Raw genomic sequence first — 23,424 nt, forward strand, 5'->3', positions numbered from 1 at the left:
TTTGCCAAACTGTTATAACCTATGCAAATATAATGCCAATTTTTCAACGGTGCATTCATGAAGCAAGCATCACAAATAGTAACATAGATCTTAATGTTGCACCATAATGGTTAGATAAGCACCAACTTAATGCACCAAAATAATTCATCATACTTCCACAATCGTTTAATCGTCTAAATCGACAATATTTACACTTGAATTGATGATAAATTACCACGCTGCAGATCACTTGCCGAATAATACTCCCAAAACTACACTGGAGATCTATCACCAGAGACAATTAAGTAAAATGTTACCTTATCCTGATCATGTTCAACGGTTTCTTCTGAAACCAATACAACATAATAGTACATATTATCTTTTGGATTAATTATCGTTACATTCTGACCGCCCATTTCCCAATGGCAACAAACCAACTTTAGTTCAGTCATTCCCATTTTCTGAGTTAAATACTCTTGAGCTTGTTTTGCATCTTTTCCTTCTATTTTATAAATGGCTTCAATCGATCTTGTTTGCCCATAATCATCAACATCACAACGTTCATATTGAAAATAATCCGGTGCAGCATCATCAAATTCACGTAAAAAATCACGGCAAGTCAAATCTGGATCATAACTCGAAGGTTCAATAAGTGAAGCATGTTTTTCACCACTAACTTGCTCTAAAACTACATCGTAATTACCATTAGCAATCACAGAAGAAACAAAAAAAAATAATAAAAATAGTAAGATAGGCACTCTAAATTGCATCAAAATTTTTCCTTATATCCAACACATTTTATAACCTTTTAAAATAAAACAATTCACTATAAAACAATTTTTCAATTATTGGCACTATATTTCATTACGCATTATCGTTATAATCTCACCTTAAAATTGAAAAAATTAGGTAATCATACAAGTATGGAATTTATTACACTCGAAATTATACCTTTTATAAAAAATCATCTTTTGCTTTCATTAGGTTGGATCGTTTTATTTATTGCAATCATTGTATTAACAATTAAAAGTAAATTATCTAAGGTCCAAATTATAAATAATGTGCAAGCTATTCATATGATCAACAAACAAAACGCGGTTATTATTGATATTCGATCTAGTGATAGTTTTAAAAAAGGTCATGTTACTGAATCTTATAATATTTTACCGATAGATATAAAAAACGCGAGTGCAAAATCAATTGAAAAATTTAAAGAAATTCCCATCATTTTAATTGATGAAAATGGCCTATCATCCGTTGGCATTGGTGAGTCACTGGTCAAACAAGGTTTTTTACATGTGCATGCTTTAAAAGATGGCATTGCTGGATGGAATGGCGAAAATTTACCATTAGTTAGAAAATAATATAATTTTAAAATAAGGTGTTATCATGACAGAACAAAACAATACACAACAACCTGAAACACAGTTTTCTATTCAACGTATTTATACTAAAGATATTTCATTTGAAACTAATAATGTTCCTGAAATTTTTACAAAACAATGGCAACCAGAATTAAATATTGAATTAAATTCATCTTCACAAGGGCTAAGCGAAAATGTGTATGAAGTTGCGCTTCGCGTCACTGTAACAGTAAAACAACAAGACGAAGTAGTATATATTTGTGAAGTGACTCAAGCGGGTATCTTTTCACTTATCGGATTTGATGAAGGTCAAATTCAACATTGTGTAGGTGCCTATTGTCCAAACATCTTATTCCCTTACGCACGTGAGGTCATTTCTAGTTTAGTCAATAAAGGGACATTCCCTCAAATAAATTTAGAGCCAGTAAATTTTGAAGCATTATTTATTAATTATCTTCAACAACAGCAACAACAAGCCAAATCTACTGAAACATTACAATAATAATTATTATATTTTAGTTAGTTAACGATAAGTTTATTGGATTATTATGAAAAAAAATGCTGCAGTTACAGTAATTGGCGCAGGATCTTACGGAACCTCTTTAGCTATTTTACTGGCACGAAATGGCCACTCAACTCTATTATGGGGTCATAACCCTGATAAAATGGTCATTTTGCAGCATGATAGGCAAAATAAACAATTTTTACCTGATATTCCTTTTCCTGATTTGCTACAAATTGAAAGCGATTTAAAAACAGCAGTTTCAGCTGCATCTATTTTACTTATTGTGGTACCAAGTCACGCTTTTGCAAGTATTTTAACTCAAATCAAACCATTTTTACGGCAAGATTCTAAAATAGTCTGGGCAACAAAAGGACTTGAGGTCAATACCGGTCGATTATTGCAAGATGTCGCAAGAGAAATTTTAGGCAATCAAATTTCATTAGCCGTTATTTCTGGTCCAACGTTTGCCAAAGAAGTGGCGTCAGGATTACCCACAGCAGTAACTGTTGCCTCAACGGATAAGAACTTCTTAACAGAATTACAACATCTATTCCATTGTAGTAAAAGTTTCCGTGTTTATAGCAGCAGAGATTTTATTGGAGTACAACTTGGTGGTGCAATCAAAAATGTTATAGCCATTGGTGCTGGATTATCTGATGGTCTTGGTTTTGGTGCCAATGCTAGAACAGCATTAATTACCCGTGGCCTTGCTGAGATGATGCGATTAGGAGCTGCATTAGGTGCAGATCCTGCAACTTTTATGGGGATGGCTGGGCTGGGCGATCTCGTTTTAACCTGTACAGATAATCAATCCCGTAATCGCCGTTTTGGAATTTTACTTGGTCAAAATAAATCAATTCAGGAAGCCCAAGATGCTATTGCTCAAGTTGTCGAAGGTCGTAATAACACCAAAGAAGTCTGGCTACTAGCTCAAAAATATCATGTTGATATGCCGATCACGGAACAAATTTATCAAATCCTTTATGAGAATAAAGATCCAAAACAAGCAGCAATGGCATTACTTGGGCGTTCACAAAAAGCAGAACTAAAAAGCTAGTTTTATACTAAAAAAGCTTAGCTACCTGAAATTTTTTGACAAAAAAGCACCTTAATCCCACAAGTAATTACTATAAATATGTGCCAATTCCTTTTTCTTTGGCTTTAAGATAGATATCGTAACCAATATACACATCTAATACTGCAGTTCCAACCGTTTTAAATAAAGTAATTTGTTGATTATTTTGGCGACATTGAGTTGGATCTAGCACTAAATCTCCTAACTCTAAAAAATCATCTTCCGATACTAATTTTTGTTTAATTGGATCAATAATATCACCTGCTTCAGCAAACACCCCCTCTTTGGTATCAAGCACTCGAATATTAGCTTTTTCAACAATGCTCTTCGGAATTTCGTGCATCTCTGGTGTATAAGCACCGACACCGTTAATATGTGTACCGGATTTTACTTTATCACCATTAAACGTAACAACTTTTGATGTTGTAACCGAAGTAATGATATCGGCTTGACTAATGTCTTCATCCAAATTTTGTGAAAAATAAAGATTAGTCGAAAAATGAGCGAAACGTTGTTTCATATCATTCGTAAATTGTTTTGCTTTTTGAGTATCAATATCAAAAATAGCAACATCAGTCAGTGAACGCACAGTTAGCATCGCTTCCAGTTGGGATATCGCCTGCCCACCAGTACCAATCAACACTGCACGACTAGCATTTTTACGCGCCAATAAATCAGTTGCCGCACCTTGAACAGCCCCTGTACGAAGCTGGGTTACAAAAGTACCATCTAACATGGCACAAACTTCACCTGTTTGTGGATCTAACATTAAAACTTGAGCAGGTACTGATGGCTTGCCTAACTTAGAATTTTCAGGAAAAACTGAAACAATTTTGATACCCACAACATCACTACCTTTAATATGTGCTGGCATAAACAAACATTGGCCTTTTTGCATATCAAAATTGATTCGCAATGGCACATCACAGTTCCCTTGTGTATAAATTTTTAAAGCTTGCTTATCTGCTGCTATCGCATCTTTCATTGTATAAAACTGTTCAATATCTTTAGCTGTTAAAATGAGCATTTTTGTTCCTTAATTGCTTTTTATATTTATTTTATAGTTAGTATCCATTATCTATTTTTTAAATCAAGAATCATTATTAATTAAATTCTAACAATTTGTTTTATATTAAAAAACACACCTCCTTGTATATTTTATATATTTTCACTATTATTACAGAGTACAATTTTGTACGATAATTGAGAAATCAGATGTTATTTAAAATATTAAAATTTTTTTTAAAGTTTTTATTCCATGTCAAAATTCATGGCAATCTTGACAATTTAAAGCAAGATAGACTTCTTATCACTCCTAACCATGTATCTTTCCTCGATGGTATCCTAATCGGCATGTTTTTACCTGTAAGACCAGTATTTGCTATTTATGCTGGCTATATTAATCACTGGTTGGTCCGTTTAGCAAAGCATTATGTTGATTTTGTGCCTATGGATCCATTGAGCCCAATGGCAATTAAGCGATTAGTTCGCGAAGTTGAAAAAGGCCGCCCAATAGTCATATTCCCTGAGGGAAGAATTACTGTAACTGGCTCATTAATGAAAATTTATGATGGTGCTGCTTTTGTTGCAGCCCGTTCTCAAGCAACAATTGTACCTGTCTGGATTGAAGGAGCTGAATTTACTTTAACCAGTCGTTTAAAAGGATTATTTAAACGTCGTTTATTTCCTAAAATAACCATTCATGTGCTTGAGCCGACATCTATAGCTATGCCTGATGCGCCTAAGGCTAGTGAAAGACGTTATATTGCAGGAGAAAAACTTCATCAAATTATGATGAATGCGCGTATGGCAAGCCGCCCCAAATTAACGCTATTTGAAGCTTTGCTTGAAGCGCAAGTCCGCTATGGTGTCAAATCGCGAATGGTCCAAGATCCGACAACTCATGAAGCATCTTATCGTAATTTATTAAAACAAATCATTGGTGTTAGCTGTATTGTCGCTAAAATCACTCAGAAAAAAGAACGTGTTGGCGTCTTATTACCTAATGCAACCATTACCGTTGCGACAATTTTTGGTTTATCGGTTAAAAACCGAATTCCAGCTATGCTCAATTATACTGCTGGTACCAAAGGGCTGACTTGTGCAATTGCAGCTGCTGAAATTAAAACTATCATTACTTCACGAAAATTTATTCAAAAAGGAAAGCTTGATCATCTCCTTGAACAAATAAAAGATGTTAAATGGTGTTTTCTTGAAGATTTACGTAACAGTTTAACTCTTACAGATAAACTTTATGTCGCAGTTCATCAGTATATCCCTCGTTTGGTTAAACGCTCTCAATCAAGTGATGACGAAGCTCTCGTCTTGTTTACATCGGGTTCAGAAGGTAATCCTAAAGGTGTTGCCCATAGTCATGGTAGCTTGCTTGCTAATGTTGAGCAAATTCGAACCGTTATTGATCCAACGCCAGCCGATCGCTTTATGTCTGCACTACCGTTATTCCATGCTTTTGGTATTACTGCTGGATTGTTTTTACCGCTGTTTTCTGGTAGCCGCACATTTTTATATCCAAATCCATTACATTATCGTATGGTGCCTGAAATAATTTATGATCAAAATTGCACTGTCTTATTTGGTACGCCGACTTTCTTAGCAAACTATGCTCGTTACGCACATCCATATGATTTTATGCGTTTACGCTATGTTGTTGCTGGGGCAGAAAAATTATCAGACACAGTACGTGAGCAATGGAAAGATAAATATGGTATCCGTATTTTAGAAGGCTATGGTGTTACTGAGTGTGCGCCCGTAGTGGCACTTAATGTCCCAATGGCGTTTAAATCCGGTACAGTAGGTCGATTATTGCCAGGTATGACATCAAGATTAATTCATGTTCCAGGTATTAGTGATGGCGGTCAATTGCAAGTTAAAGGCCCTAATGTGATGAAAGGCTATTTACGTGTTGAAAATCCAGGCAAACTTGAAGAACCAATTGCAATCGATGAACATGGACAATCAGAAAAAGGTTGGTATGACACCGGCGATATCGTTGCTATTGATAACGAAGGCTTTGTCACAATTAAAGGGCGCTTAAAACGATTTGCTAAAATTGCGGGAGAGATGGTTTCATTAGAAAGTGTTGAAGCCTTGGCAAAAAAAGTCGACATTGATGCCATGCACGGCGCAACAGTTAAAGCCGATGCAGCAAAAGGAGAAGCTATTGTTTTATTTACTACTTCGACCAAATTAAATCGAGAGCAACTTAACCAAGTGTCTCAAGAACTTGGTATTCCTGCATTAGCTATTCCTCGTGATATTCGTGTAGTTAAAGAATTACCACTACTTGGTACAGGTAAAATCGACTTTATTACACTACGAAAAATGGCTGACGAATAAATAAAAGGATACCACATGAATCAATATTCTCTTTTAAGCAAAGGCATGGTCGCAACCATGCTGGCGCAGTTTTTTTCAGCATTTGCCGATAACGCCATCTTTTTTGCTATCCTTGCTCTCATAAAAAATCTACATTATCCAGCTTGGAACCAATCAGTATTACAAATTAGTTTTGTGCTGCCATTCATCATTCTTTCCCCTTTTGTTGGTCAATTTGCCGACAGCATGTCAAAAGGCAAGGCTATGATGATTTCAAATAGTATAAAATTACTCGGTGCTGGTTGTATCTGTTTAAACATTAGTCCTTTTGCTGGATATTTTTTAGTTGGGGTAGGTGCAGCGGCATACTCTCCAGCTAAATATGGTATTCTAGGCGAACTCACCACGGGCGATAATTTGGTTAAAGCAAATGGTTTAATTGAAGCATCAACCATTGCGGCAATTTTACTTGGCTCGCTAGCGGGTGGTCATATTGCCGATCTTAATGTAAGCATATCTATATTGATTTGTGTATTAATGTATGGGCTAGCCATTATTGCTAACCTTTTTATTCCTAAATTACCTGCCGCACGACAAAATATTCCATGGCAATTTATGGGTATGATAAAAGATTTTGCAAACACAATTAAAATTATCTTCACCGATGAGCATGTCTTATTCACATTATTAGGTACTAGTTTATTTTGGGGAGCGGGTATTACTTTACGCTTTTTGTTAATTAGTTGGGTTCCTGCTATTTTAAACATACACGACAATGCAACACCAACAAATCTAAACGCGATTGTCGCTATCGGCATTGTTATTGGAGCCGGGCTGGCAAGTACATTTATTTCAATCAAGAACACGTTACGTTGCATTCCAGCAGGGATAATGATGGGCATAGCAGTAATCGCCTTCACATTGCAAAGCAATATCATTGCATCTTATATTTTACTTATTGTCATTGGGGCATTAGGTGGCTTCTTTTTAGTACCATTGAATGCTTTTATTCAAAAAATAGGTAAAGATTTAGTCGGTGCTGGCAGTATCATTTCGGTACAAAACTTAAGCGAATATACGGCAATGATGCTAATGCTAGGACTTTATGCATTAGCTATATACAAGAAATTATCAGTTATTACTATCGGTGTTGGCTTTGGTAGTTTATTTGCTATAGTGATATTTTTGTTATGGTTAGGATTAAGAAAAAATGCAACAAATTAACCTATCTGGTATGTTAACTGAAAGTCGTAATCCTAATAGTGAAAAAATAGACGACTGTTCAACGTTGGAAATACTTCAAATCATCAATAATGAAGATAAGCAAGTCGCGCTTGCTGTTGAAAAGGAGCTAGTAAACATAGCAAAAGCTGTTGATGCAATTAGTCAAAGGTTTTCAAATAAAGGGCGATTAATCTATATCGGTGCAGGGACTTCTGGTCGATTAGGTATTTTAGATGCAAGTGAATGCCCACCAACTTATGGCACCCCACATGAACAAGTTATTGGGTTAATTGCTGGGGGAAAACAAGCTATTTTTAAAGCAGTTGAAAATGCCGAGGACACCCCTGAATTAGCAGTTAATGACTTAAAAAATATCCATTTTAGCGCAAATGACATTTTAGTCGGCATAGCAGCTAGTGGGCGCACCCCTTATGTCATAGGCGGTATGAAATATGCCAAATCAATCGGAGCCACTGTCATCAGTTTATGCTGCAATCTTAAAGCCCCGATGATCAACATAGCAGATATAGCAATCACCCCTATTGTCGGTGCTGAAGTAATTACTGGATCATCAAGAATGAAAGCCGGAACTGCACAAAAATTAGTGCTAAATATGCTAACCACAGCCAGCATGATTAAAATAGGCAAAGTGTACGGCAATCTCATGGTCGATGTTGAAGCAACCAATGCAAAACTCATTGAACGACAAATATCAATAGTCATGCAAGCCACTGATTGTAGTCGGGAAGTTGCTATTCAAGCATTAAACCAAAGTAAAAAACACTGTAAAATTGCCATTTTAATGATTCTTTTAGATATAAATGCAGAACAGGCCAAACAAAAAATTATAAAAGAACATGGTTTTATTCGCCAAGCATTACAAAACAAACAAGATTAGCTTTAATGAACAATAAAAGCTTAATTTTTTTACCAAAATGTAATAAACACATATTTCTTAGTTTATTTGTAGTGTAAAATAACTAGGTATTTTTATTTTATAGGCTTTATATTATGTAATTAATATAAAAATTAGGAGGTAGTTATATGGTTGGAATTATCCTTGCAACTCATGGTGAGTTTGCAGAAGGTATTCTACAATCAGGAACAATGATATTTGGAGAGCAAGAAAATGTTAAAGCAGTTACCTTGCATCCAAGTGATAGTCCAGAAAGTTTGAAAGAACGAATGCTTGAAGCAATAGCTACATTTGATAATCAAGATGAAATACTTTTTTTAGTCGATTTATGGGGGGGAACACCATTTAATCAAGCTAACAATTTGTGCGGAGAACATAGTAATTGGGCTATTGTAGCAGGGTTAAATCTACCCATGCTAATTGAAGCTTATTCTTCTCGATTTTCGATGGAAACAGCAAAAGAAATTGCAGCAGCAATTATTGAACCAGCCAAAGAAGGCGTACGCACAACAGTCGCCACACCAACTGCCAACACTCAATCAACTAAACAATCATCAACCATTCCAGAAGGCACTGTACTGGGTAATGGAAAAATGAAAATTGTATTAGCACGTATAGATTCTCGCTTATTGCATGGGCAAGTTGCTACAGCTTGGACTAAATCAACCAACCCTAATCGTATTATCGTTGTTTCTGATTCAGTATCCAAAGATGAGTTAAGAAAAAAACTCATTGAAGAAGCCGCACCTCCTGGTGTAAAAGCGAATGTCGTTCCTATCAAAAAAATTATTGAGGTTTCTCACGATCCTCGTTTTGGTAATACCAAGGCATTATTACTATTTGAAAACCCAGAAGATGTACTAAGAACTATAGAAGGCGGTGTCGATATTAATGTTATTAATGTAGGTTCAATGGCACATTCAGTAGGTAAAGTTATGGTAAATAAAGTACTATCAATGAATGCTGAAGATGTTAAAACATTTGAAAAATTGAAAGCAAAAAATGTGAAATTTGATGTTCGCAAAGTACCTAACGATTCTAATAGCAATATGGACGAATTGCTAAAAAAAGCGAAAGAAGAATTAGCTGAACAAAAAAATTAGTTTATTTAAGGGGTTATATTATGACATTATCAATTGTTGCTATTATTTTGGTGATAGTTATCGCCTTTTTAGCAGGAATGGAAGGCATCTTAGATCAGTTCCAATTCCATCAACCTTTAGTTGCTTGTTCGTTAATTGGACTAGTAACAGGTAATTTAGAAGCTGGCGTTGTACTAGGTGGTTCATTGCAAATGATAGCACTTGGTTGGGCTAATATTGGTGCAGCTGTTGCTCCGGATGCAGCGCTTGCCTCTATTGCTTCGTCTATTATTTTAGTATTAGGTGGACAAGGCGTTGCTGGTGTATCTACCGCCATTGCTATTGCTATTCCTTTAGCAGTTGCAGGGCTATTTTTAACTATGGTAGTTCGAACCATTGCCGTCCCGTTAGTGCATATGATGGATACAGCAGCAGAAGAAGGCAATTTCCGAAAAATTGAATCATTACAAATTTTAGGTATCTGTTTACAAGGTTTAAGAATCGCAATTCCAGCAGCAGCATTACTCTTTATTCCTGCTGAAGCCGTCAAAGGCGCACTAGAAGCAATGCCTGAATGGCTAACAACGGGAATGGCTATTGGTGGTGGAATGGTTGTTGCTGTCGGTTATGCAATGGTAATCAACATGATGGCAAACCGCGAAGTATGGCCATTTTTCATTATTGGTTTTGTGGTAGCGGCCATATCACAACTTACGCTAATTGCACTTGGTGCATTAGGTATTGCATTAGCATTGATTTATCTCAATCTTTCTGAACGCGGCAATTCATCAAATGGTGGCAGTAAAGGTGACCCACTTGATGACATTTTAAATGATTACTAGAAACTTGGAGAAAAAAATGACTGATAGAATTCAATTAAGTAAAAAAGATCGTTTAGCAGTTGCTTGGCGTTCAACTTTCCTTCAAGGTTCTTGGAATTATGAACGTATGCAAAATGGTGGTTGGGTTTATTCAATGATTCCTGCTATCAAAAAATTATATACTACTAAAGAAGATCGTTCAGCGGCACTAAAACGCCACTTAGAATTTTTTAATACCCACCCATATTTAGCTTCCCCAGTGCTAGGCGTAACACTTGCTCTTGAAGAAGAACGAGCCAATGGAGCAGCCGTTGATGATGTTGCTATTCAAGGGGTAAAAGTGGGAATGATGGGACCATTAGCGGGAGTTGGTGATCCTGTATTCTGGTTTACCGTTCGACCAATGCTTGGAGCTCTGGGTGCTTCACTAGCAATAACTGGTGATTACATTGGCCCTATTTTATTCTTTTTATTATGGAATATTATTCGATGTTCCTTTATGTGGTATACCCAAGAATTTGGTTACCGTACAGGTTCTAAAATTACTGATAATTTATCGGGCGGTTTACTGCAAAAAATTACTAAAGGAGCCTCTATTTTAGGGATGTTTATCCTCGCTGCCTTAGTACAAAGGTGGGTATCAATAAAATTCCAACCTATTGTCTCGACTGTAAAATTAGATAAAGGTGCATTTATTGATTGGAATACATTACCAATAGGCGCAGAAGGCATTCAAAAAGCGTTACAACAAATGCAAAGCGGATTATCACTAACCCAAGAAAAGGTCACCACCTTACAAAATAACTTGGATCAGTTGATACCAGGGTTAGTACCATTACTATTAACTTTCTTATGTATGTGGCTACTTCGCAAAAAAGTATCACCAATTTTAATTATCCTTGGATTATTTATTGTTGGTGTCGTTGGCCATGTAATTGGCCTTTTATAAAACATAACGTTTTATAAAATTTTCTTAAAAAGCACTATATTTTTATATATAGTGCTTTTTATATATCGTCATCTTTTTTATAAAACCTCAATAAAGTAGCTATTTTCAACCCACTTTATGGTTTAAATAGTAGTATAATTTACAAAACACAAACTTACTTATGGATAATAATGGCTCAATCATTAAACACTAAAGTAGACTTAACCATTCAAGCAACTGCTTTCGTTGGTTTTTCAGAGTATGGCAACATTATGATTGGTGACAAAGCCTTTGAATTTTACCACCAGCATGACCCTCGCAAATATATTCAAATACCGTGGAATGAAATCGATTATGTTGTTGCATCAGTACTATTGGGTGGCAAATGGATTCCCCGTTATTCAATTCAGACAAAGAAAAATGGAACTTTTACCTTTGCATCTAAAGAGCCCAAAAAAGTATTAAAAGCCATTCGAGTTTATGTTGACGGGCAAAAAATGGTCAGATCACTTGGTTTCTTTGATGTCTTAAAACGGGCTTTTATAAAGAAAAAAACAAAAAAATAATGTATACATAAAAAATTATTGATTAATCATTAATATGATTATTCTTAATAAGATTATAACGTGTTTTCGGCTTGTTAAGATAATTGCCTTTCTTTTTTCCTAATCAAATATACTACCCACTTTAATGAAAGGCATTTAAAGAGGATAATAGCAATATTCCCATGTTCAAACTAGAACAACGTTAACCCTGTAGTTATGAAGCATTAAGTGGTTGCATTACATGCTCTTTAGCTCTTGATATGCATGGTAAAGGCCTTAGTGCTACATTGATGGATATAGAATAACGCTTTTCCTATATTTACATTGGATATTAGGACTTAAAAATCCCGACAAGGTCAGTTGTTGGGATGTTTATTTATTCTATTTTTCAATAAATATACTTTTTAAGCTACTACCGGTATTGATAAGAAACAGCCATTGCACTTTTTGCTAGAAAGAGTATAATTCTGGGGCTTTGATTTTGTCCGTGTTGGGCAGAAAAAAGATTATTTTTTAATTTAAGAGGATGTTATGGTAACTATTCGTTTAGCTCGTGGTGGCTCTAAAAAGCGCCCTTTTTATCAAGTAGTTGTCACTGATAGCCGTAACCCACGTGATGGTCGTTTTATTGAGCGCGTTGGCTTTTTTAATCCAATTGCACAAGGTAAAGCAGAAGAATTACGTTTAGATCTTGATCGCGTAAATCATTGGGTTGGTTTAGGTGCAACAGTTTCTGATCGTGTTAACGCATTGATCAAACAAGCACAAAAAGCTGCTTAATTTAGTAATTAATAGTCCTGTAATGATGAATACTGAGAATCTCATTGTTGTTGGTAAACTTGGTTCAAGCTACGGCATTCGTGGGTGGCTCAGGATTTTTTCGTTTACAGAATTTCCAGATAACATTTTTGATTACACCCCTTGGTATATCCAGCGTGCTGGACAATGGCAAGAAGTAATCGTAGAAAGCTTTAAACCGCATAATCATGACATGATTGTGAAACTCAAAGGCATTGATGATCGTGATCAGGCTAATACATTAACCAATGCTGAAGTATTTGTTGATGCAGAAAAATTACCAGCGCTTAGCAATGGTGATTTTTATTGGAAAGATCTCATTGATTGTCGAGTTAAAACAATTAACGGTTATGATTTAGGTCTGGTAACAGACTTAATGGAAACCGGCTCTAATGATGTATTGGTCGTTAAAGCAAATCTAAAAGATGCATTTGGAGCAACAGAACGTTTGATTCCTTTTGTTGAAGATCAATTTATTAAACAAGTAGATTTAACAACAAAAACGATTGTGGTCGATTGGGATCCTGCTTTTTAATCGGTAAGGTAAAGCTATGTGGATTGGCATTATTAGCCTTTTTCCCGAAATGTTTCAAGCCATTACCTGTTATGGTGTGACTGGTCGAGCAGTTAAAAACGGACTGTTAACAATAGATTATTGGAACCCGCGCGATTTTGCGCATGACAAGCATAAGACTGTTGATGACAGACCTTATGGTGGCGGTCCAGGCATGTTAATGATGGTACAACCACTAAAAGATGCAATTCATGCGGCAAAAGCAGTAGCTGGGGACGATACAAAAGTAATCTATCTTTCCCCACAAGGGCGCAAATTAAACCAACAAGGTGTTTGCGAATTGTCCCAAAATGAAAAATTAATTTTAATTTGTGGACGATACGAAGGCATAGATGAACGCGTTATCCAAACCGAAATTGATGAAGAATGGTCAATTGGGGATTACGTGTTAAGTGGCGGTGAATTACCGGCGATGACAATGATTGATGCACTTGCAAGGTTTATTCCTGGTGTATTAAATCATCAATCATCAGCAGAAGAAGACTCTTTTGCTAACGGTTTACTTGATTGTCCACACTATACTCGGCCTGAGGTGTTAGATGGAATGGCGGTGCCTGATGTGTTAATGTCTGGTCACCATGAAGCGATTCGTCGTTGGCGATTAAAACAATCACTAGGACGAACTTGGTTAAGAAGAGAAGATCTTCTTGCAAATCTAGCTCTGACTGATGAAGAGCAATGTTTACTTGCTGAATTTAAACATGAATACAGTAATAAACAAAGCGATTAATATTTCAGTGTAACTAGCATAAGAGATAACATTATGAAAAATGCAATTATTCAGCAATTAGAACAAGAACAAATGAAAAAAGACATCCCGTCTTTTCGCCCTGGTGACACGGTTGAAGTAAAAGTATGGGTTGTTGAAGGTAATAAAAAACGTCTTCAAGCTTATGAAGGTGTCGTCATTGCGATTCGTAATCGTGGTTTACATTCTGCATTTACAGTACGTAAAATTTCGAATGGCGAAGGTGTTGAACGAGTATTTCAAACTCACTCACCAATTGTTGATTCAATTACTGTGAAACGTCGTGGTCAAGTACGTCAAGCTAAACTTTACTACTTACGCGAACTTCGTGGTAAAGCAGCTCGAATTAAAGAGCGCCTTAACTAATTTTTTATTGGCTATCAATAAAAATATCAGATTAAGATGGTCACCTTTATGGTGACCGTTTTTATATATGATAAAAATAATGTCAACGCAGCAATAACGTTGACAAATTAACGTAGTTAAAAAAATTAATATAAAAGATAAGCTATGATTGACTATATTTTTGCTATTTTGTCCACAACAGTAAAATTATTTGCATTAATGACGCCGCCTGCTGTCTTGAGTGCATTTTTAAGTGGCACCAAACAATATGATGAACAGCTACGACGCAAAACTGCACTCAAAACATCTTGTTCTGTTTTTATCATTGGTATTGTACTATTCTTTTTTGGTAACACCATGTTTAGCGTTTTCGGCTTTACTCTTGATGCATTTCGCATTGGTTCAGGAGCATTATTATTTATCACCGCAGTTGCACTTATGAACGATTCGCCAGAAAAAAACAAAATTAACAGTGATGATGATATTAGCGTTGTCCCACTTGCTATCCCACTATGTATGGGGCCTGCATCTATTGGTACCATCATCGTTATGGGAACAAGCTCAATTGGAATTGTATCAAATACGGTTGGTGCTATTTCACTATTTGTTGCCTCAATGGGTATTTACATTATGCTGTTATGCGCCAAAAGTATTGCAAAAGTATTAAAAAATACAGGCATTGCGATTCTATCAAAACTAACAGGATTACTCATATCAGCCATTGCCGCACAAGTTGTATTTACGGGAATATCCGCCTTTTTAAAATAACCAAACAAAATAATTCAAAACTGATTGTATGTAATCACACTTAAATAATATTGCTAGGTGATTACATACAAATTACATTAATAACTTTTAATTGGATTTCGCTTTTTATAAAAAAAGTAAGAGATAAGAATAGCGATAACTAATACCACTTCTGACAACAAAATAAAGTAACCCGACTCACCAAACCACACTCCAACAATAATAACAATATTCATAATAATAGAAATGACAGCAAGCCAAGGAAACAATGGTGATTTGAACTTAATCATCTCCTTAGGATATTTACCACTATTCACCCCGTGACGAAATTGATACTGGCACCAAGCAATAATAATCCACGCAAAGCACCCAACTTGGCCAGTACTTGCGACTAAATAAATATAAAGCTTTTCTGCTGCAATGTACTTAGAAAACAAAGAGACTAATGCAATAATAGCAATAAATAATATACCTTTTGTTGGCACACCTCGTTGATTGACTTCTGAAAAATATTTTGGTGCTAAATTATCTTGAGCCATAGACCATAACATTCTTGAACTAGCGTAAATTGCTGAGTTGGCTGCAGATATAGCTGCACAAAAAATGACAAAAAGCATCATATACGAAGCAAATGTAATTCCAGCTTGATTAAATACCCATACAAATGGGCTAATTTCATCATGTACTGTTCCATATGGGTAAACAAGGGCTAAAACGGCAATAGCTAAAACATAAAATAAAATAACACGAAAAGCAACGCCAGTAATAATTTTAGGTAATACTGATTGAGGAGATTGCGCTTCACCTGCAGCATTCCCAATTAATTCGATGCCTTGAAATGAGTAAGTCACAATAGTCATACAAACAAAAATTGAAAAAAAACCATTGGGAAACCACCCACTCTCTGTTCTGAATGTTGGCAATACCTGTGTTTGGGTATATTGATGATAAAGTAAATAAACACCAATACAAATAAAAGCAATAATCGCAAATACTTTGATCGTTGAAAAACAATACTCACTTTCGCCAAATGCACGAACCGAAATTAAATGCACTGACGTAATGATAACTAAAATGAAAAGGCTAAAAAGATAGATAGGAATGGAAGGAAAAACTTGGTTAGCGATCATTGATGCTGCAGTCAAATCGGCAGCCATAGATAACACCCAACTTAACCAATATAACCAACCTATTGTATAACTCCAAATTGGATTGGGTATAAACATTAACGCATAATGTTGAAAAGAGCCTGCATGAGGGAATGCACAAGAAAGCTCGCCTAAACATAACATAGTTGAAAGCATTATGCAGCCTGCCATTAAATAGGCGATAATAGTTCCTAATGGCCCAACCGTACTAAGTGGAGATGCGATACCGATAAATAACCCAGTACCAATCGAACCACCTAAAGAAATCATCAAAAGATGACGATTTTTTAAGTTTTTCTTTAAACTACTGGGATAAGGGTTTTCTTGTGATTCTGATGTTGTCATGTAAACCGCCTAATAATCAATAAAAACTGCTGGTTGCCCAGCAGCTAACACAATTAATAAATAAACCGTTTTTCTACACCATTTGTTTGGCAAGCCATAAGTAAAGCGGTATAATCAAGTTCAAAACCGATCGTATCACCGACATGTAATGTTTCAGAAACATCTTCGATGTCAACAATAGTATGATCACTCGTTTGCCCTAAAACAGTAATCTTATCATTGATAGGTACGCAGCTTTCAGCTGGTACATCTTGCCGTCCAAAGGCAAGAAGTGCTCGTTTGCGTGTACCGTTATCAACAAACGTTTTACTGTTTAAAAATGCATCTACACCTAACTCACCAACAGGAACCGTTGGCTTGCTATTAACCTCAATAACTTGCGCATATAATTTATATAAATTACTACATGCTTTATCAACAGGCTTGTTTGAATGATGAAATTCATCAAGATATTTCATATCTACATACTCAATACCAAACTCATGCAATCCACCTATTCTTAAATGATTCAACCCTTCAGGCCAAATACCTTTATCTAATAAATGATAGCTTGTACAATTACCCGCCGATAAATATTTAATTTTAATATTACAAGACTCTTCTACTTTACGCGCAATATGTAAAAAGTCTACTCCATTTTTTACTGTTGGTAAAACGGTACCATAGCAGTTAAAATTGGTGCCAAGCCCATAGAGCTCAACACCTGGTAAAGAAAGAATTAATTTAACCGTATCAATAATTTCATCAATATGTTCAAACCAAATTCCTTCTCGTAAATCTCCCATATCTACCATCAGTAAAACTTGATGAACTTTTTGTTGCTTAACCGCTTCATCAGAAAGTGCTTGAATAACTTGTTTTTCGCTATTTAAGCTAATATCAGCATATTTAACCACATCACTAATTTCACTTAAACAAGGACTACGCAATAAACATGTTTTACAATTTAAAGCTTCTTTCAATTTTTTTAAATTGTAAGTTCTTGATTCGGCAATCACATCAATACCGCCGTCAAGCACAGCTTTGGCGGTTTCTATGCAGCCATCAAAAACTTTATTGACAGCCATCACTTCAATGCCGTGTTTAGCTAATAACTCTTTTTCAACACGAGCATTATTTCTTAATTTACGCAAATCAATTTCTAATATAGGTTTGTACATACAATTACTCCTCTATATATTGTTACTATTGCGAACGGTTACGTTTTTGTGCTCGATAGTAAATCCACTCAGCTAAACCAATAGCAAGCACAGCACCACCTACTATTTTGGCGATATACTCAACATACCCTCCCATATCAATTTGGGCTGGTGGAATAAAGACCAAAATTACAGCAAATAGCGTTGATAAAAACCCTAATGCAGGTAAAACAATCGGCATAACCTTACCTGGGATTTTAAAGCTACGCGGTACATCAGATTGAGTAAAGCGTAAACGATAATACGCAATAAACATCACTAAATACGGAATAAAATAACAAATTGTTGTAAGTGCTGTTAACATCCAATATGCCGCTGCAATACTTGGTGACACAAATGTTGAAAAACAAAGCACAGTCACAATAATTGCTTGAATAATTAAAGCAAAAGCAGGTGTTTTATATACTGGGTGTAAACGACCTATACGTTCACCAAGCAAATTATCTTCTTTTGATGCTTCTTGTAACATATAAATAGGGCCTACTAACCACGAGTTAATTTGTCCTAATGCACCAAAGAATAAACAAATTGCCATAACAGGTAATAACCAAGGCATATGTAATTCATTGGCAGCAGCTTCCATCGCCTGCATAACACCAGCAACAATATCAGTATCTTCTGCAGGTAACAACGTATTAATTGCCCATGAACCCACCATATAAATACCAACAATTACAACAGCTGAAACCAACATCGCTTTTGGAAAATCACGCTGAGGATCACGTGTCCGTCCAGCAATCATTGGCGCCACTTCGAGACCTGCGAACGCAAACATCATACTTGATAAAAATACGATAGTATCCCAACTGCTTAAATCAGGAATCCAATCACTAACATGGCTATAGCTCGTTGCCATTGGATGACCCATTAACAACCATACAATAGCTAAAACAATAAGAATAGCAGCAGGAATAAATACACCAAGCCATGCACTAACACTATTGATAATTTTAGTCCATTGCATTCCCCTAATATTCATTAGTGTCAAAATCCAAAAGACAACCATAGAACCAACACCAATAAATACTTGGTTTTGGGCTAAATCAGCACTAAACATATACCCTATTGCAGTAAAACCAAATTGCAACATTAATGGGAAGAAAAGCACACAAGAAAACAAAAAGCAAACAACAACAATCCAACCAATACGTTTACCAAATGCTTCTTTTACCCAAACAAAAATCCCACCATCTTTTGGCCAACCGGTTGAAAGTTCACCACACACCATCGCTAATGGAAAGAATAAACAAAATGCGGCAAGTAACCAAAGTACCATTGCTGATGCGCCATATGGAGCAACATTTGGAATTTGTCGTAAACTCAGTATTGCAATGACATTCATAAATACAATGTCTTTAATACCCAGCAAACTTGAATCTTTAGAATCACTCATAATAACCTCACTTTATAATATCTGGGGCATAAAATGCCCCAGATATTGATGATTAATAGATGTCGTACCCAACCATATCTTCGTAAGTGTCCTCGCGGCGAATCAATCGATCTTTACCTTCTTTATCTATCATTACAACAGAAGTACGAGGACGATTGTTATAAACAGTTTGGCTTTCGATGGTATAAGCACCAGCATCAAGGAAAGCAACAATATCGCCAATTTGAGTGTCTTTTGGCATTAAGAATTCTTCGCCTTTAACACCAACGTGGAAATAGTCACCACCATCACATAAAGGACCTGCTAATTTGATGTATTCATCATGTGTTTCATTGATTTTAGAGGCATTATAAACATAGAAGAACCAATCAAAATGTTGACTATCAGATAAAACGCTATAGCCTGCATCAACAAATTTCCATTCAACATGTTCTTCAATATTACCGTCCAAATCGTAATTAGTTTTACATTTTTCGCAGGCTACTTCAGTTACAAGCACACCAGCAGAGCCAGTTACTTTACGACCAGGCTCAATACAGATTTCAACATCAGTGCGCCACTTGTGCACTTCATTAATAACAGCATCAGCAAAATCTTGTGCGGTAATACCTGCATACATGTTATCTTCTAATGGATTACCATTTTCTTCATCATATTTATATGGAACAGGAATCCCCCCACCTACATTGATTAAATCAAATTTAATACCAAGCACTTCTTCTAAGCGACGTGATTCATCAACTAAAACCTTCGTTGCTTTAGCAAAAGGTTCTGCTTCAGGCACCTGATCACCAACATGCATATGTAAACCACGTAAATGCACATATGGCATTGCCAAAATACGACGACATGTCTCTTCTGCTTGTTCTAAATCAATACCTGATTTAGCATGATAAGCCGTTACCAATTCTGCGTGAGTTGCTGATGGAACATTTGGCTCAACACGCACACAAACATTTGCTACTTTTTTCAAACGTCTTGATATGTCATCAATAATATCAAGTTCATATAAACTATCTACGTTGATAATATAAAGATCATTTTGGATAGCAAATTCTAAATCCACAGGTTTTTTAACAACACCATTGAAAACAATTTGGCTACCTGGAAAACCGATCTCTAAACATTTACGCACTTCAAACATTGAGTTGGCTTCTGCGTAAATACCGGCATCTTTAATCGCTTTAAGCACGCCCATTACAGAACAGGTTTTTGACGCATAGAAAATTTTTGTATTTGGATGCGCTTTAAATGCATTTTTGATTTCTTGCACATTACGATCAATTTCCTTTTCAGAAAACACATAAAAAGGAGTTGGATATTTTTCGGCTAACTTTTCTAAATTAATACCATCAAAACATAGTTTGCCACTTTCAGCACTAAAACGACGATCTTTAGTTACAAGATCTGTACGTATTTTGTTATAATTTGACATAATTGAGTCAGACATATGACCTCCAGTTAATTAATACATAAAAAGAACATAATGAATAAGAAAAATGGCTTCTTACCTGTAATGCAATCAGTATGCCAAATAAAAAATAAATAATAATCATAAAGTTAAAAAATAATCACCACAAACAAAATTAGTCATATAGTGTAAAATATATCTTTATGACAAAAATTCGTCATTCCAGTGAGAGTTGAAAAGGATTTAAATTAACCTAAGCAAGACTTAAAAAATAATTCAAAATTAAAAGGCACTAATATCATGACAATCGATCCTGAATTATTACAATCGCTAGATATATTTAAACATTTTTTTGATCTAATCCATCAACCAATAGCCATTATCAATAAGGAAGGAAAATATATTTATTATAATCAAGAAAGTGCAGAACTAGATGGTTATCCGATGGAACAAGCTATTGGCAAACCAATACTCAAAGTTTATCCAAAGATGAGAAAAGAAGACAGCACCATGCTGCAAGCTCTACAACAAGGCAAAGAATATCAAGATAATTACCAAAGCTATTACAATCATGTCGGCAAGCTTGTTGACTACATGCACACAACAGTGCCACTTTATAACACAAATAAAGAAATTATCGGTGCAATAGAAATAGGACGAAATTTATCTACTGTAAGGCAATTGCAAGACCAAGTTTTTACCCTAAATAGCAAGTTATACCAAAACAAAGAACAGCCATTACCCGAAATCGTTTTTGTTTCACAAAAAATGCAACAGGTTATCGATCAAACCAATGTGTTAGGTGCAAATGATGTTCCTGTATTAATTGTTGGCGAAACAGGCACAGGTAAAGAGCTATTTGCCCGTTTAATACACCAAACAAGCCAACGCCGACAAAAACCCTTCATATCCCTTAATTGTAGCGCATTACCGACGACACTAATTGAAAGCACATTATTCGGTACAGTCAAAGGTGCATTCACAGGAGCAGAAACTCGACAAGGTTATTTAGAACTTGCCAATGGTGGTACCTTATTTCTTGATGAATTAAATGCCATGCCTTTAGATATGCAAAGCAAATTATTACGATTCCTACAAGAAAAGACCTATTGGCCACTAGGTGGTAATAAAGAAATGTATTCTGATGTTCGTATTGTTGCAGCGATGAACGAATCACCAGCAGAATTACTAAAAACAGGAAAAATGAGAAACGACCTGTTTTATCGATTAAACGTTGGTTTAATAAAGCTCCCAGCTTTACGCGACAGAACAGAAGACATCCCCGTTTTAGCGCGTTATTTTATTGATAAGCATAAAAACGATATAAATATCATCATCAGCGGTATCAGCGAACATGCGCTACAACAACTAATATCAGCTCCTTGGCCTGGCAATGTCCGGATGCTTGAAAATGCAATAGTCAGAAGTATGGTATTACAAAGCGAACCTGGTGAATTACAGCATATCACACTTGATGAAGAGCTATTTGATCTCAATAGTTCATTTTATCAGGACGAGAACAGCAGTAAACCAGACAAAACAACACAAAACACATCACCAAATGGAAACAACTTAACCCAACAAGTAGAAAACTATGAACGACAACTTATCATTGATGCCTTAAATCAAGCCAATGGTAAAATTATCACAGCTGCAAAAATATTAAATATTTCACGCACAACTTTACAATATAAAGTCAAAAAATATCGTATTCAAATGGGGGTAATTAGTGATTAATCTAATCACCCCCAAAACAATCAATCAAACGCTTGAGCACAAGCGAAAGCACTACTCCAAGCCCATTGAAAATTATACCCTCCTAGCCAACCTGACACATCAACGACTTCGCCAATAAAATAAAGATTAGGCTGTTTTTTTGTCTCCATAGTTTTTGATGATAACGCATCAGTACCTACCCCACCTAATGTTACCTCGGCAGTACGATACCCTTCCGTACCATTAGGGACAATGGACCATTGCGTCAAAGTATCATAAAGATTTTGTTGCTGTTTAGAAGTAAGTTGCTTCACCGTTAAATCAGACACTAAATTTAATTGTATTAATGCTTCAATGAGTCTTTTAGGTAAAATCTGCGCTAAACAATTTTTTATATTTTGATTGCGATTTGCTTCAAGTAATGGTTTAAATTCCGTTTCGAATTGCCTATCAGGTAACAAATTAATCTTAATTGCTTCACCAGTTTGCCAATAGCTTGAAATTTGCAAAATGGCAGGACCTGATAATCCCCGATGAGTAAATAACAGATTATCTTTAAAACAAATTTTTGAGTTCGACACTTCAACCGGCACCGAAATACCAGACAGCGTTGACAGCACATCTAACAAAGGTTTATGCAGTGTAAAAGGCACTAAGCCAGCCTTTACAGCAACAACTGGCAGATCAAATTTTTCGGCAATTTTATATCCTACCGACGTCATACCCAACGCAGGCATAGATAATCCACCTGTTGCAATAATAACTTTATCACTCTCAATTACACCTTTTGAAGTATGTAATTTAAATTTCTCAGTATCAGATTCAATATCATTAAGTTGCGTTTGCAACATAAAACTCACGCCACCTTTTTGACACTCTTTAACTAACATATTCACAATCTGTTGAGCTGAATCGTCACAAAACAGCTGCCCATGCTCTTTTTCGTGATAAGCGATATGATATTGATTAACCAAATGAATAAAATCCCACTGCGTATAACGTTTTAATGCCGATTTACAAAAATGCGGATTTTGGGACAAATAATGCTTAGCCTCAATATTCAAGTTAGTAAAATTACATTTCCCCCCGCCAGACATTAAAATTTTGCGTCCTACTTTTTTACCATTATCAATCACAGTAACATCATAGCCCTTTTGCCCCAGCAAGCCGGCACAAAAAAGCCCTGCAGCGCCAGCGCCTACAATTGTAATTTTCGTTTGCATAA

General features: G+C 35.7%; 22 protein-coding genes and 3 pseudogenes. 18 read left to right on the forward strand and 7 right to left on the reverse strand.

Annotated features, from left to right (window positions below; all coding sequences use genetic code 11):
* Positions 1 to 251 precede the first annotated feature (251 nt).
* The gene (locus ACYIAJ_RS03710; protein WP_483558717.1) at positions 252 to 749 is read right to left on the reverse strand and encodes a DUF4952 domain-containing protein; all 498 of its coding nucleotides are present in this window, start codon (positions 747 to 749) and stop codon (positions 252 to 254) included.
* A gap of 153 nt (positions 750 to 902) precedes the next feature.
* On the opposite strand from ACYIAJ_RS03710, the gene ACYIAJ_RS03715 reads away from it, so the two are divergent.
* From ACYIAJ_RS03715 to gpsA, 3 genes are read left to right on the forward strand one after another with little or no spacing between them, the layout of a single operon-like run.
* Positions 903 to 1,343, forward strand: coding sequence for a rhodanese-like domain-containing protein (locus ACYIAJ_RS03715; protein WP_483558507.1), 441 nt, complete (start codon positions 903 to 905; stop codon positions 1,341 to 1,343).
* Positions 1,344 to 1,368: 25 nt separating this feature from the next.
* A complete protein-coding gene (gene secB / locus ACYIAJ_RS03720; protein WP_483558508.1) occupies positions 1,369 to 1,845 on the forward strand; it encodes a protein-export chaperone SecB in 477 nt (158 codons plus the stop codon).
* Positions 1,846 to 1,891: 46 nt separating this feature from the next.
* Positions 1,892 to 2,905, forward strand: coding sequence for an NAD(P)H-dependent glycerol-3-phosphate dehydrogenase (gpsA, locus tag ACYIAJ_RS03725; RefSeq protein ID WP_483558510.1), 1,014 nt, complete (start codon positions 1,892 to 1,894; stop codon positions 2,903 to 2,905).
* A gap of 70 nt (positions 2,906 to 2,975) precedes the next feature.
* Here gpsA and ACYIAJ_RS03730 read toward each other — a convergent pair whose 3' ends face one another.
* The gene (locus tag ACYIAJ_RS03730) at positions 2,976 to 3,950 is read right to left on the reverse strand and encodes an ornithine cyclodeaminase family protein (protein ID WP_483558512.1); all 975 of its coding nucleotides are present in this window, start codon (positions 3,948 to 3,950) and stop codon (positions 2,976 to 2,978) included.
* A 188-nt stretch (positions 3,951 to 4,138) separates the two neighbouring features.
* Between ACYIAJ_RS03730 and aas the strand changes: the two genes are divergently transcribed.
* The 14 genes and pseudogenes from aas to ACYIAJ_RS03800 all read left to right on the forward strand — a co-directional run bounded on the left by aas (position 4,139) and on the right by ACYIAJ_RS03800 (position 15,008).
* Positions 4,139 to 6,280: a bifunctional acyl-ACP--phospholipid O-acyltransferase/long-chain-fatty-acid--ACP ligase gene (gene aas / locus ACYIAJ_RS03735; RefSeq protein ID WP_483558514.1), complete on the forward strand. Its 2,142-nt coding sequence runs from the start codon at positions 4,139 to 4,141 to the stop codon at positions 6,278 to 6,280.
* A 15-nt stretch (positions 6,281 to 6,295) separates the two neighbouring features.
* A complete protein-coding gene (lplT, locus tag ACYIAJ_RS03740; protein WP_483558516.1) occupies positions 6,296 to 7,483 on the forward strand; it encodes a lysophospholipid transporter LplT in 1,188 nt (395 codons plus the stop codon).
* On the forward strand, positions 7,470 to 8,381 hold the full coding sequence (gene murQ, locus ACYIAJ_RS03745; protein ID WP_483558518.1) for an N-acetylmuramic acid 6-phosphate etherase: 912 nt from the start codon (positions 7,470 to 7,472) through the stop codon (positions 8,379 to 8,381). The genes lplT and murQ overlap by 14 nt, the downstream gene beginning before the upstream one ends.
* 146 nt (positions 8,382 to 8,527) lie before the next feature.
* Positions 8,528 to 8,903, forward strand: a pseudogene (locus tag ACYIAJ_RS03750) (PTS sugar transporter subunit IIA); the annotation flags it as partial.
* Between the two features lie 56 nt (positions 8,904 to 8,959).
* Positions 8,960 to 9,502 (forward strand): annotated as a pseudogene (locus ACYIAJ_RS03755) (PTS sugar transporter subunit IIB); the annotation flags it as partial.
* A 20-nt stretch (positions 9,503 to 9,522) separates the two neighbouring features.
* Positions 9,523 to 10,323 (forward strand): PTS mannose/fructose/sorbose transporter subunit IIC, encoded by an 801-nt coding sequence (locus ACYIAJ_RS03760; protein ID WP_483558520.1) that lies wholly within the window; start codon positions 9,523 to 9,525, stop codon positions 10,321 to 10,323.
* A 16-nt stretch (positions 10,324 to 10,339) separates the two neighbouring features.
* Entirely contained in the window at positions 10,340 to 11,251 is a 912-nt protein-coding gene (locus ACYIAJ_RS03765) for a PTS system mannose/fructose/sorbose family transporter subunit IID (protein WP_483558521.1), read from the forward strand.
* 170 nt (positions 11,252 to 11,421) lie between these two features.
* Entirely contained in the window at positions 11,422 to 11,796 is a 375-nt protein-coding gene (locus ACYIAJ_RS03770) for a DUF956 family protein (RefSeq protein WP_483558522.1), read from the forward strand.
* A 209-nt stretch (positions 11,797 to 12,005) separates the two neighbouring features.
* Positions 12,006 to 12,080: pseudogene (locus ACYIAJ_RS03775) on the forward strand (AtuA-related protein); the annotation flags it as partial.
* Between the two features lie 226 nt (positions 12,081 to 12,306).
* Entirely contained in the window at positions 12,307 to 12,555 is a 249-nt protein-coding gene (gene rpsP, locus ACYIAJ_RS03780; protein ID WP_034900786.1) for a 30S ribosomal protein S16, read from the forward strand.
* 22 nt (positions 12,556 to 12,577) lie between these two features.
* The gene (rimM, locus tag ACYIAJ_RS03785; protein ID WP_483558525.1) at positions 12,578 to 13,108 is read left to right on the forward strand and encodes a ribosome maturation factor RimM; all 531 of its coding nucleotides are present in this window, start codon (positions 12,578 to 12,580) and stop codon (positions 13,106 to 13,108) included.
* A gap of 16 nt (positions 13,109 to 13,124) precedes the next feature.
* On the forward strand, positions 13,125 to 13,877 hold the full coding sequence (gene trmD, locus ACYIAJ_RS03790) for a tRNA (guanosine(37)-N1)-methyltransferase TrmD (RefSeq protein WP_483558526.1): 753 nt from the start codon (positions 13,125 to 13,127) through the stop codon (positions 13,875 to 13,877).
* Between the two features lie 33 nt (positions 13,878 to 13,910).
* Complete coding sequence (gene rplS / locus ACYIAJ_RS03795; protein WP_034900792.1) at positions 13,911 to 14,261, forward strand: 50S ribosomal protein L19; 351 nt, start codon at positions 13,911 to 13,913, stop codon at positions 14,259 to 14,261.
* A gap of 144 nt (positions 14,262 to 14,405) precedes the next feature.
* Positions 14,406 to 15,008 carry a MarC family protein gene (locus tag ACYIAJ_RS03800; RefSeq protein WP_483558528.1) on the forward strand — a complete coding sequence of 201 codons (603 nt, stop codon included), beginning with the start codon at positions 14,406 to 14,408 and terminating at the stop codon, positions 15,006 to 15,008.
* A gap of 77 nt (positions 15,009 to 15,085) precedes the next feature.
* Here the strand turns inward: ACYIAJ_RS03800 and ACYIAJ_RS03805 are convergent, their stop codons facing one another.
* Genes ACYIAJ_RS03805 through dokD form a run of 4 tightly spaced genes read right to left on the reverse strand, consistent with a single transcriptional unit; the run spans position 15,086 to position 20,522 of the window.
* Entirely contained in the window at positions 15,086 to 16,480 is a 1,395-nt protein-coding gene (locus tag ACYIAJ_RS03805) for an amino acid permease (protein ID WP_483558530.1), read from the reverse strand.
* Positions 16,481 to 16,533: 53 nt separating this feature from the next.
* A complete protein-coding gene (locus ACYIAJ_RS03810) occupies positions 16,534 to 17,640 on the reverse strand; it encodes an alanine/ornithine racemase family PLP-dependent enzyme (protein WP_483558531.1) in 1,107 nt (368 codons plus the stop codon).
* 25 nt (positions 17,641 to 17,665) lie between these two features.
* A complete protein-coding gene (locus ACYIAJ_RS03815) occupies positions 17,666 to 19,072 on the reverse strand; it encodes an APC family permease (protein ID WP_483558532.1) in 1,407 nt (468 codons plus the stop codon).
* Between the two features lie 52 nt (positions 19,073 to 19,124).
* Positions 19,125 to 20,522 carry an ornithine/lysine decarboxylase DokD gene (dokD, locus tag ACYIAJ_RS03820; protein WP_483564358.1) on the reverse strand — a complete coding sequence of 466 codons (1,398 nt, stop codon included), beginning with the start codon at positions 20,520 to 20,522 and terminating at the stop codon, positions 19,125 to 19,127.
* A 258-nt stretch (positions 20,523 to 20,780) separates the two neighbouring features.
* Between dokD and ACYIAJ_RS03825 the strand changes: the two genes are divergently transcribed.
* Positions 20,781 to 22,220: a sigma-54 interaction domain-containing protein gene (locus tag ACYIAJ_RS03825; RefSeq protein ID WP_483564407.1), complete on the forward strand. Its 1,440-nt coding sequence runs from the start codon at positions 20,781 to 20,783 to the stop codon at positions 22,218 to 22,220.
* Between the two features lie 20 nt (positions 22,221 to 22,240).
* On the opposite strand, the gene ACYIAJ_RS03830 is transcribed toward ACYIAJ_RS03825, so the two are convergent.
* Positions 22,241 to 23,422: a BaiN/RdsA family NAD(P)/FAD-dependent oxidoreductase gene (locus ACYIAJ_RS03830; RefSeq protein ID WP_483558536.1), complete on the reverse strand. Its 1,182-nt coding sequence runs from the start codon at positions 23,420 to 23,422 to the stop codon at positions 22,241 to 22,243.
* Positions 23,423 to 23,424: the final 2 nt, after the last annotated feature.

The organism is Gilliamella sp. X-46 (assembly GCF_057063525.1).

Excerpts from the sequence above, each read along its gene's own strand:
- ACYIAJ_RS03710 (WP_483558717.1), bottom strand. The coding sequence starts at position 749 with ATGCAATTTAGAGTGCCTATCTTACTATTTTTATTATTTTTTTTTGTT.
- ACYIAJ_RS03715 (WP_483558507.1), top strand. The coding sequence starts at position 903 with ATGGAATTTATTACACTCGAAATTATACCTTTTATAAAAAATCATCTT.
- secB (WP_483558508.1), top strand. The coding sequence starts at position 1,369 with ATGACAGAACAAAACAATACACAACAACCTGAAACACAGTTTTCTATT.
- gpsA (WP_483558510.1), top strand. The coding sequence starts at position 1,892 with ATGAAAAAAAATGCTGCAGTTACAGTAATTGGCGCAGGATCTTACGGA.
- ACYIAJ_RS03730 (WP_483558512.1), bottom strand. The coding sequence starts at position 3,950 with ATGCTCATTTTAACAGCTAAAGATATTGAACAGTTTTATACAATGAAA.
- aas (WP_483558514.1), top strand. The coding sequence starts at position 4,139 with ATGTTATTTAAAATATTAAAATTTTTTTTAAAGTTTTTATTCCATGTC.
- lplT (WP_483558516.1), top strand. The coding sequence starts at position 6,296 with ATGAATCAATATTCTCTTTTAAGCAAAGGCATGGTCGCAACCATGCTG.
- murQ (WP_483558518.1), top strand. The coding sequence starts at position 7,470 with ATGCAACAAATTAACCTATCTGGTATGTTAACTGAAAGTCGTAATCCT.
- ACYIAJ_RS03760 (WP_483558520.1), top strand. The coding sequence starts at position 9,523 with ATGACATTATCAATTGTTGCTATTATTTTGGTGATAGTTATCGCCTTT.
- ACYIAJ_RS03765 (WP_483558521.1), top strand. The coding sequence starts at position 10,340 with ATGACTGATAGAATTCAATTAAGTAAAAAAGATCGTTTAGCAGTTGCT.
- ACYIAJ_RS03770 (WP_483558522.1), top strand. The coding sequence starts at position 11,422 with ATGGCTCAATCATTAAACACTAAAGTAGACTTAACCATTCAAGCAACT.
- rpsP (WP_034900786.1), top strand. The coding sequence starts at position 12,307 with ATGGTAACTATTCGTTTAGCTCGTGGTGGCTCTAAAAAGCGCCCTTTT.
- rimM (WP_483558525.1), top strand. The coding sequence starts at position 12,578 with ATGATGAATACTGAGAATCTCATTGTTGTTGGTAAACTTGGTTCAAGC.
- trmD (WP_483558526.1), top strand. The coding sequence starts at position 13,125 with ATGTGGATTGGCATTATTAGCCTTTTTCCCGAAATGTTTCAAGCCATT.
- rplS (WP_034900792.1), top strand. The coding sequence starts at position 13,911 with ATGAAAAATGCAATTATTCAGCAATTAGAACAAGAACAAATGAAAAAA.
- ACYIAJ_RS03800 (WP_483558528.1), top strand. The coding sequence starts at position 14,406 with ATGATTGACTATATTTTTGCTATTTTGTCCACAACAGTAAAATTATTT.
- ACYIAJ_RS03805 (WP_483558530.1), bottom strand. The coding sequence starts at position 16,480 with ATGACAACATCAGAATCACAAGAAAACCCTTATCCCAGTAGTTTAAAG.
- ACYIAJ_RS03810 (WP_483558531.1), bottom strand. The coding sequence starts at position 17,640 with ATGTACAAACCTATATTAGAAATTGATTTGCGTAAATTAAGAAATAAT.
- ACYIAJ_RS03815 (WP_483558532.1), bottom strand. The coding sequence starts at position 19,072 with ATGAGTGATTCTAAAGATTCAAGTTTGCTGGGTATTAAAGACATTGTA.
- dokD (WP_483564358.1), bottom strand. The coding sequence starts at position 20,522 with ATGTCTGACTCAATTATGTCAAATTATAACAAAATACGTACAGATCTT.
- ACYIAJ_RS03830 (WP_483558536.1), bottom strand. The coding sequence starts at position 23,422 with ATGCAAACGAAAATTACAATTGTAGGCGCTGGCGCTGCAGGGCTTTTT.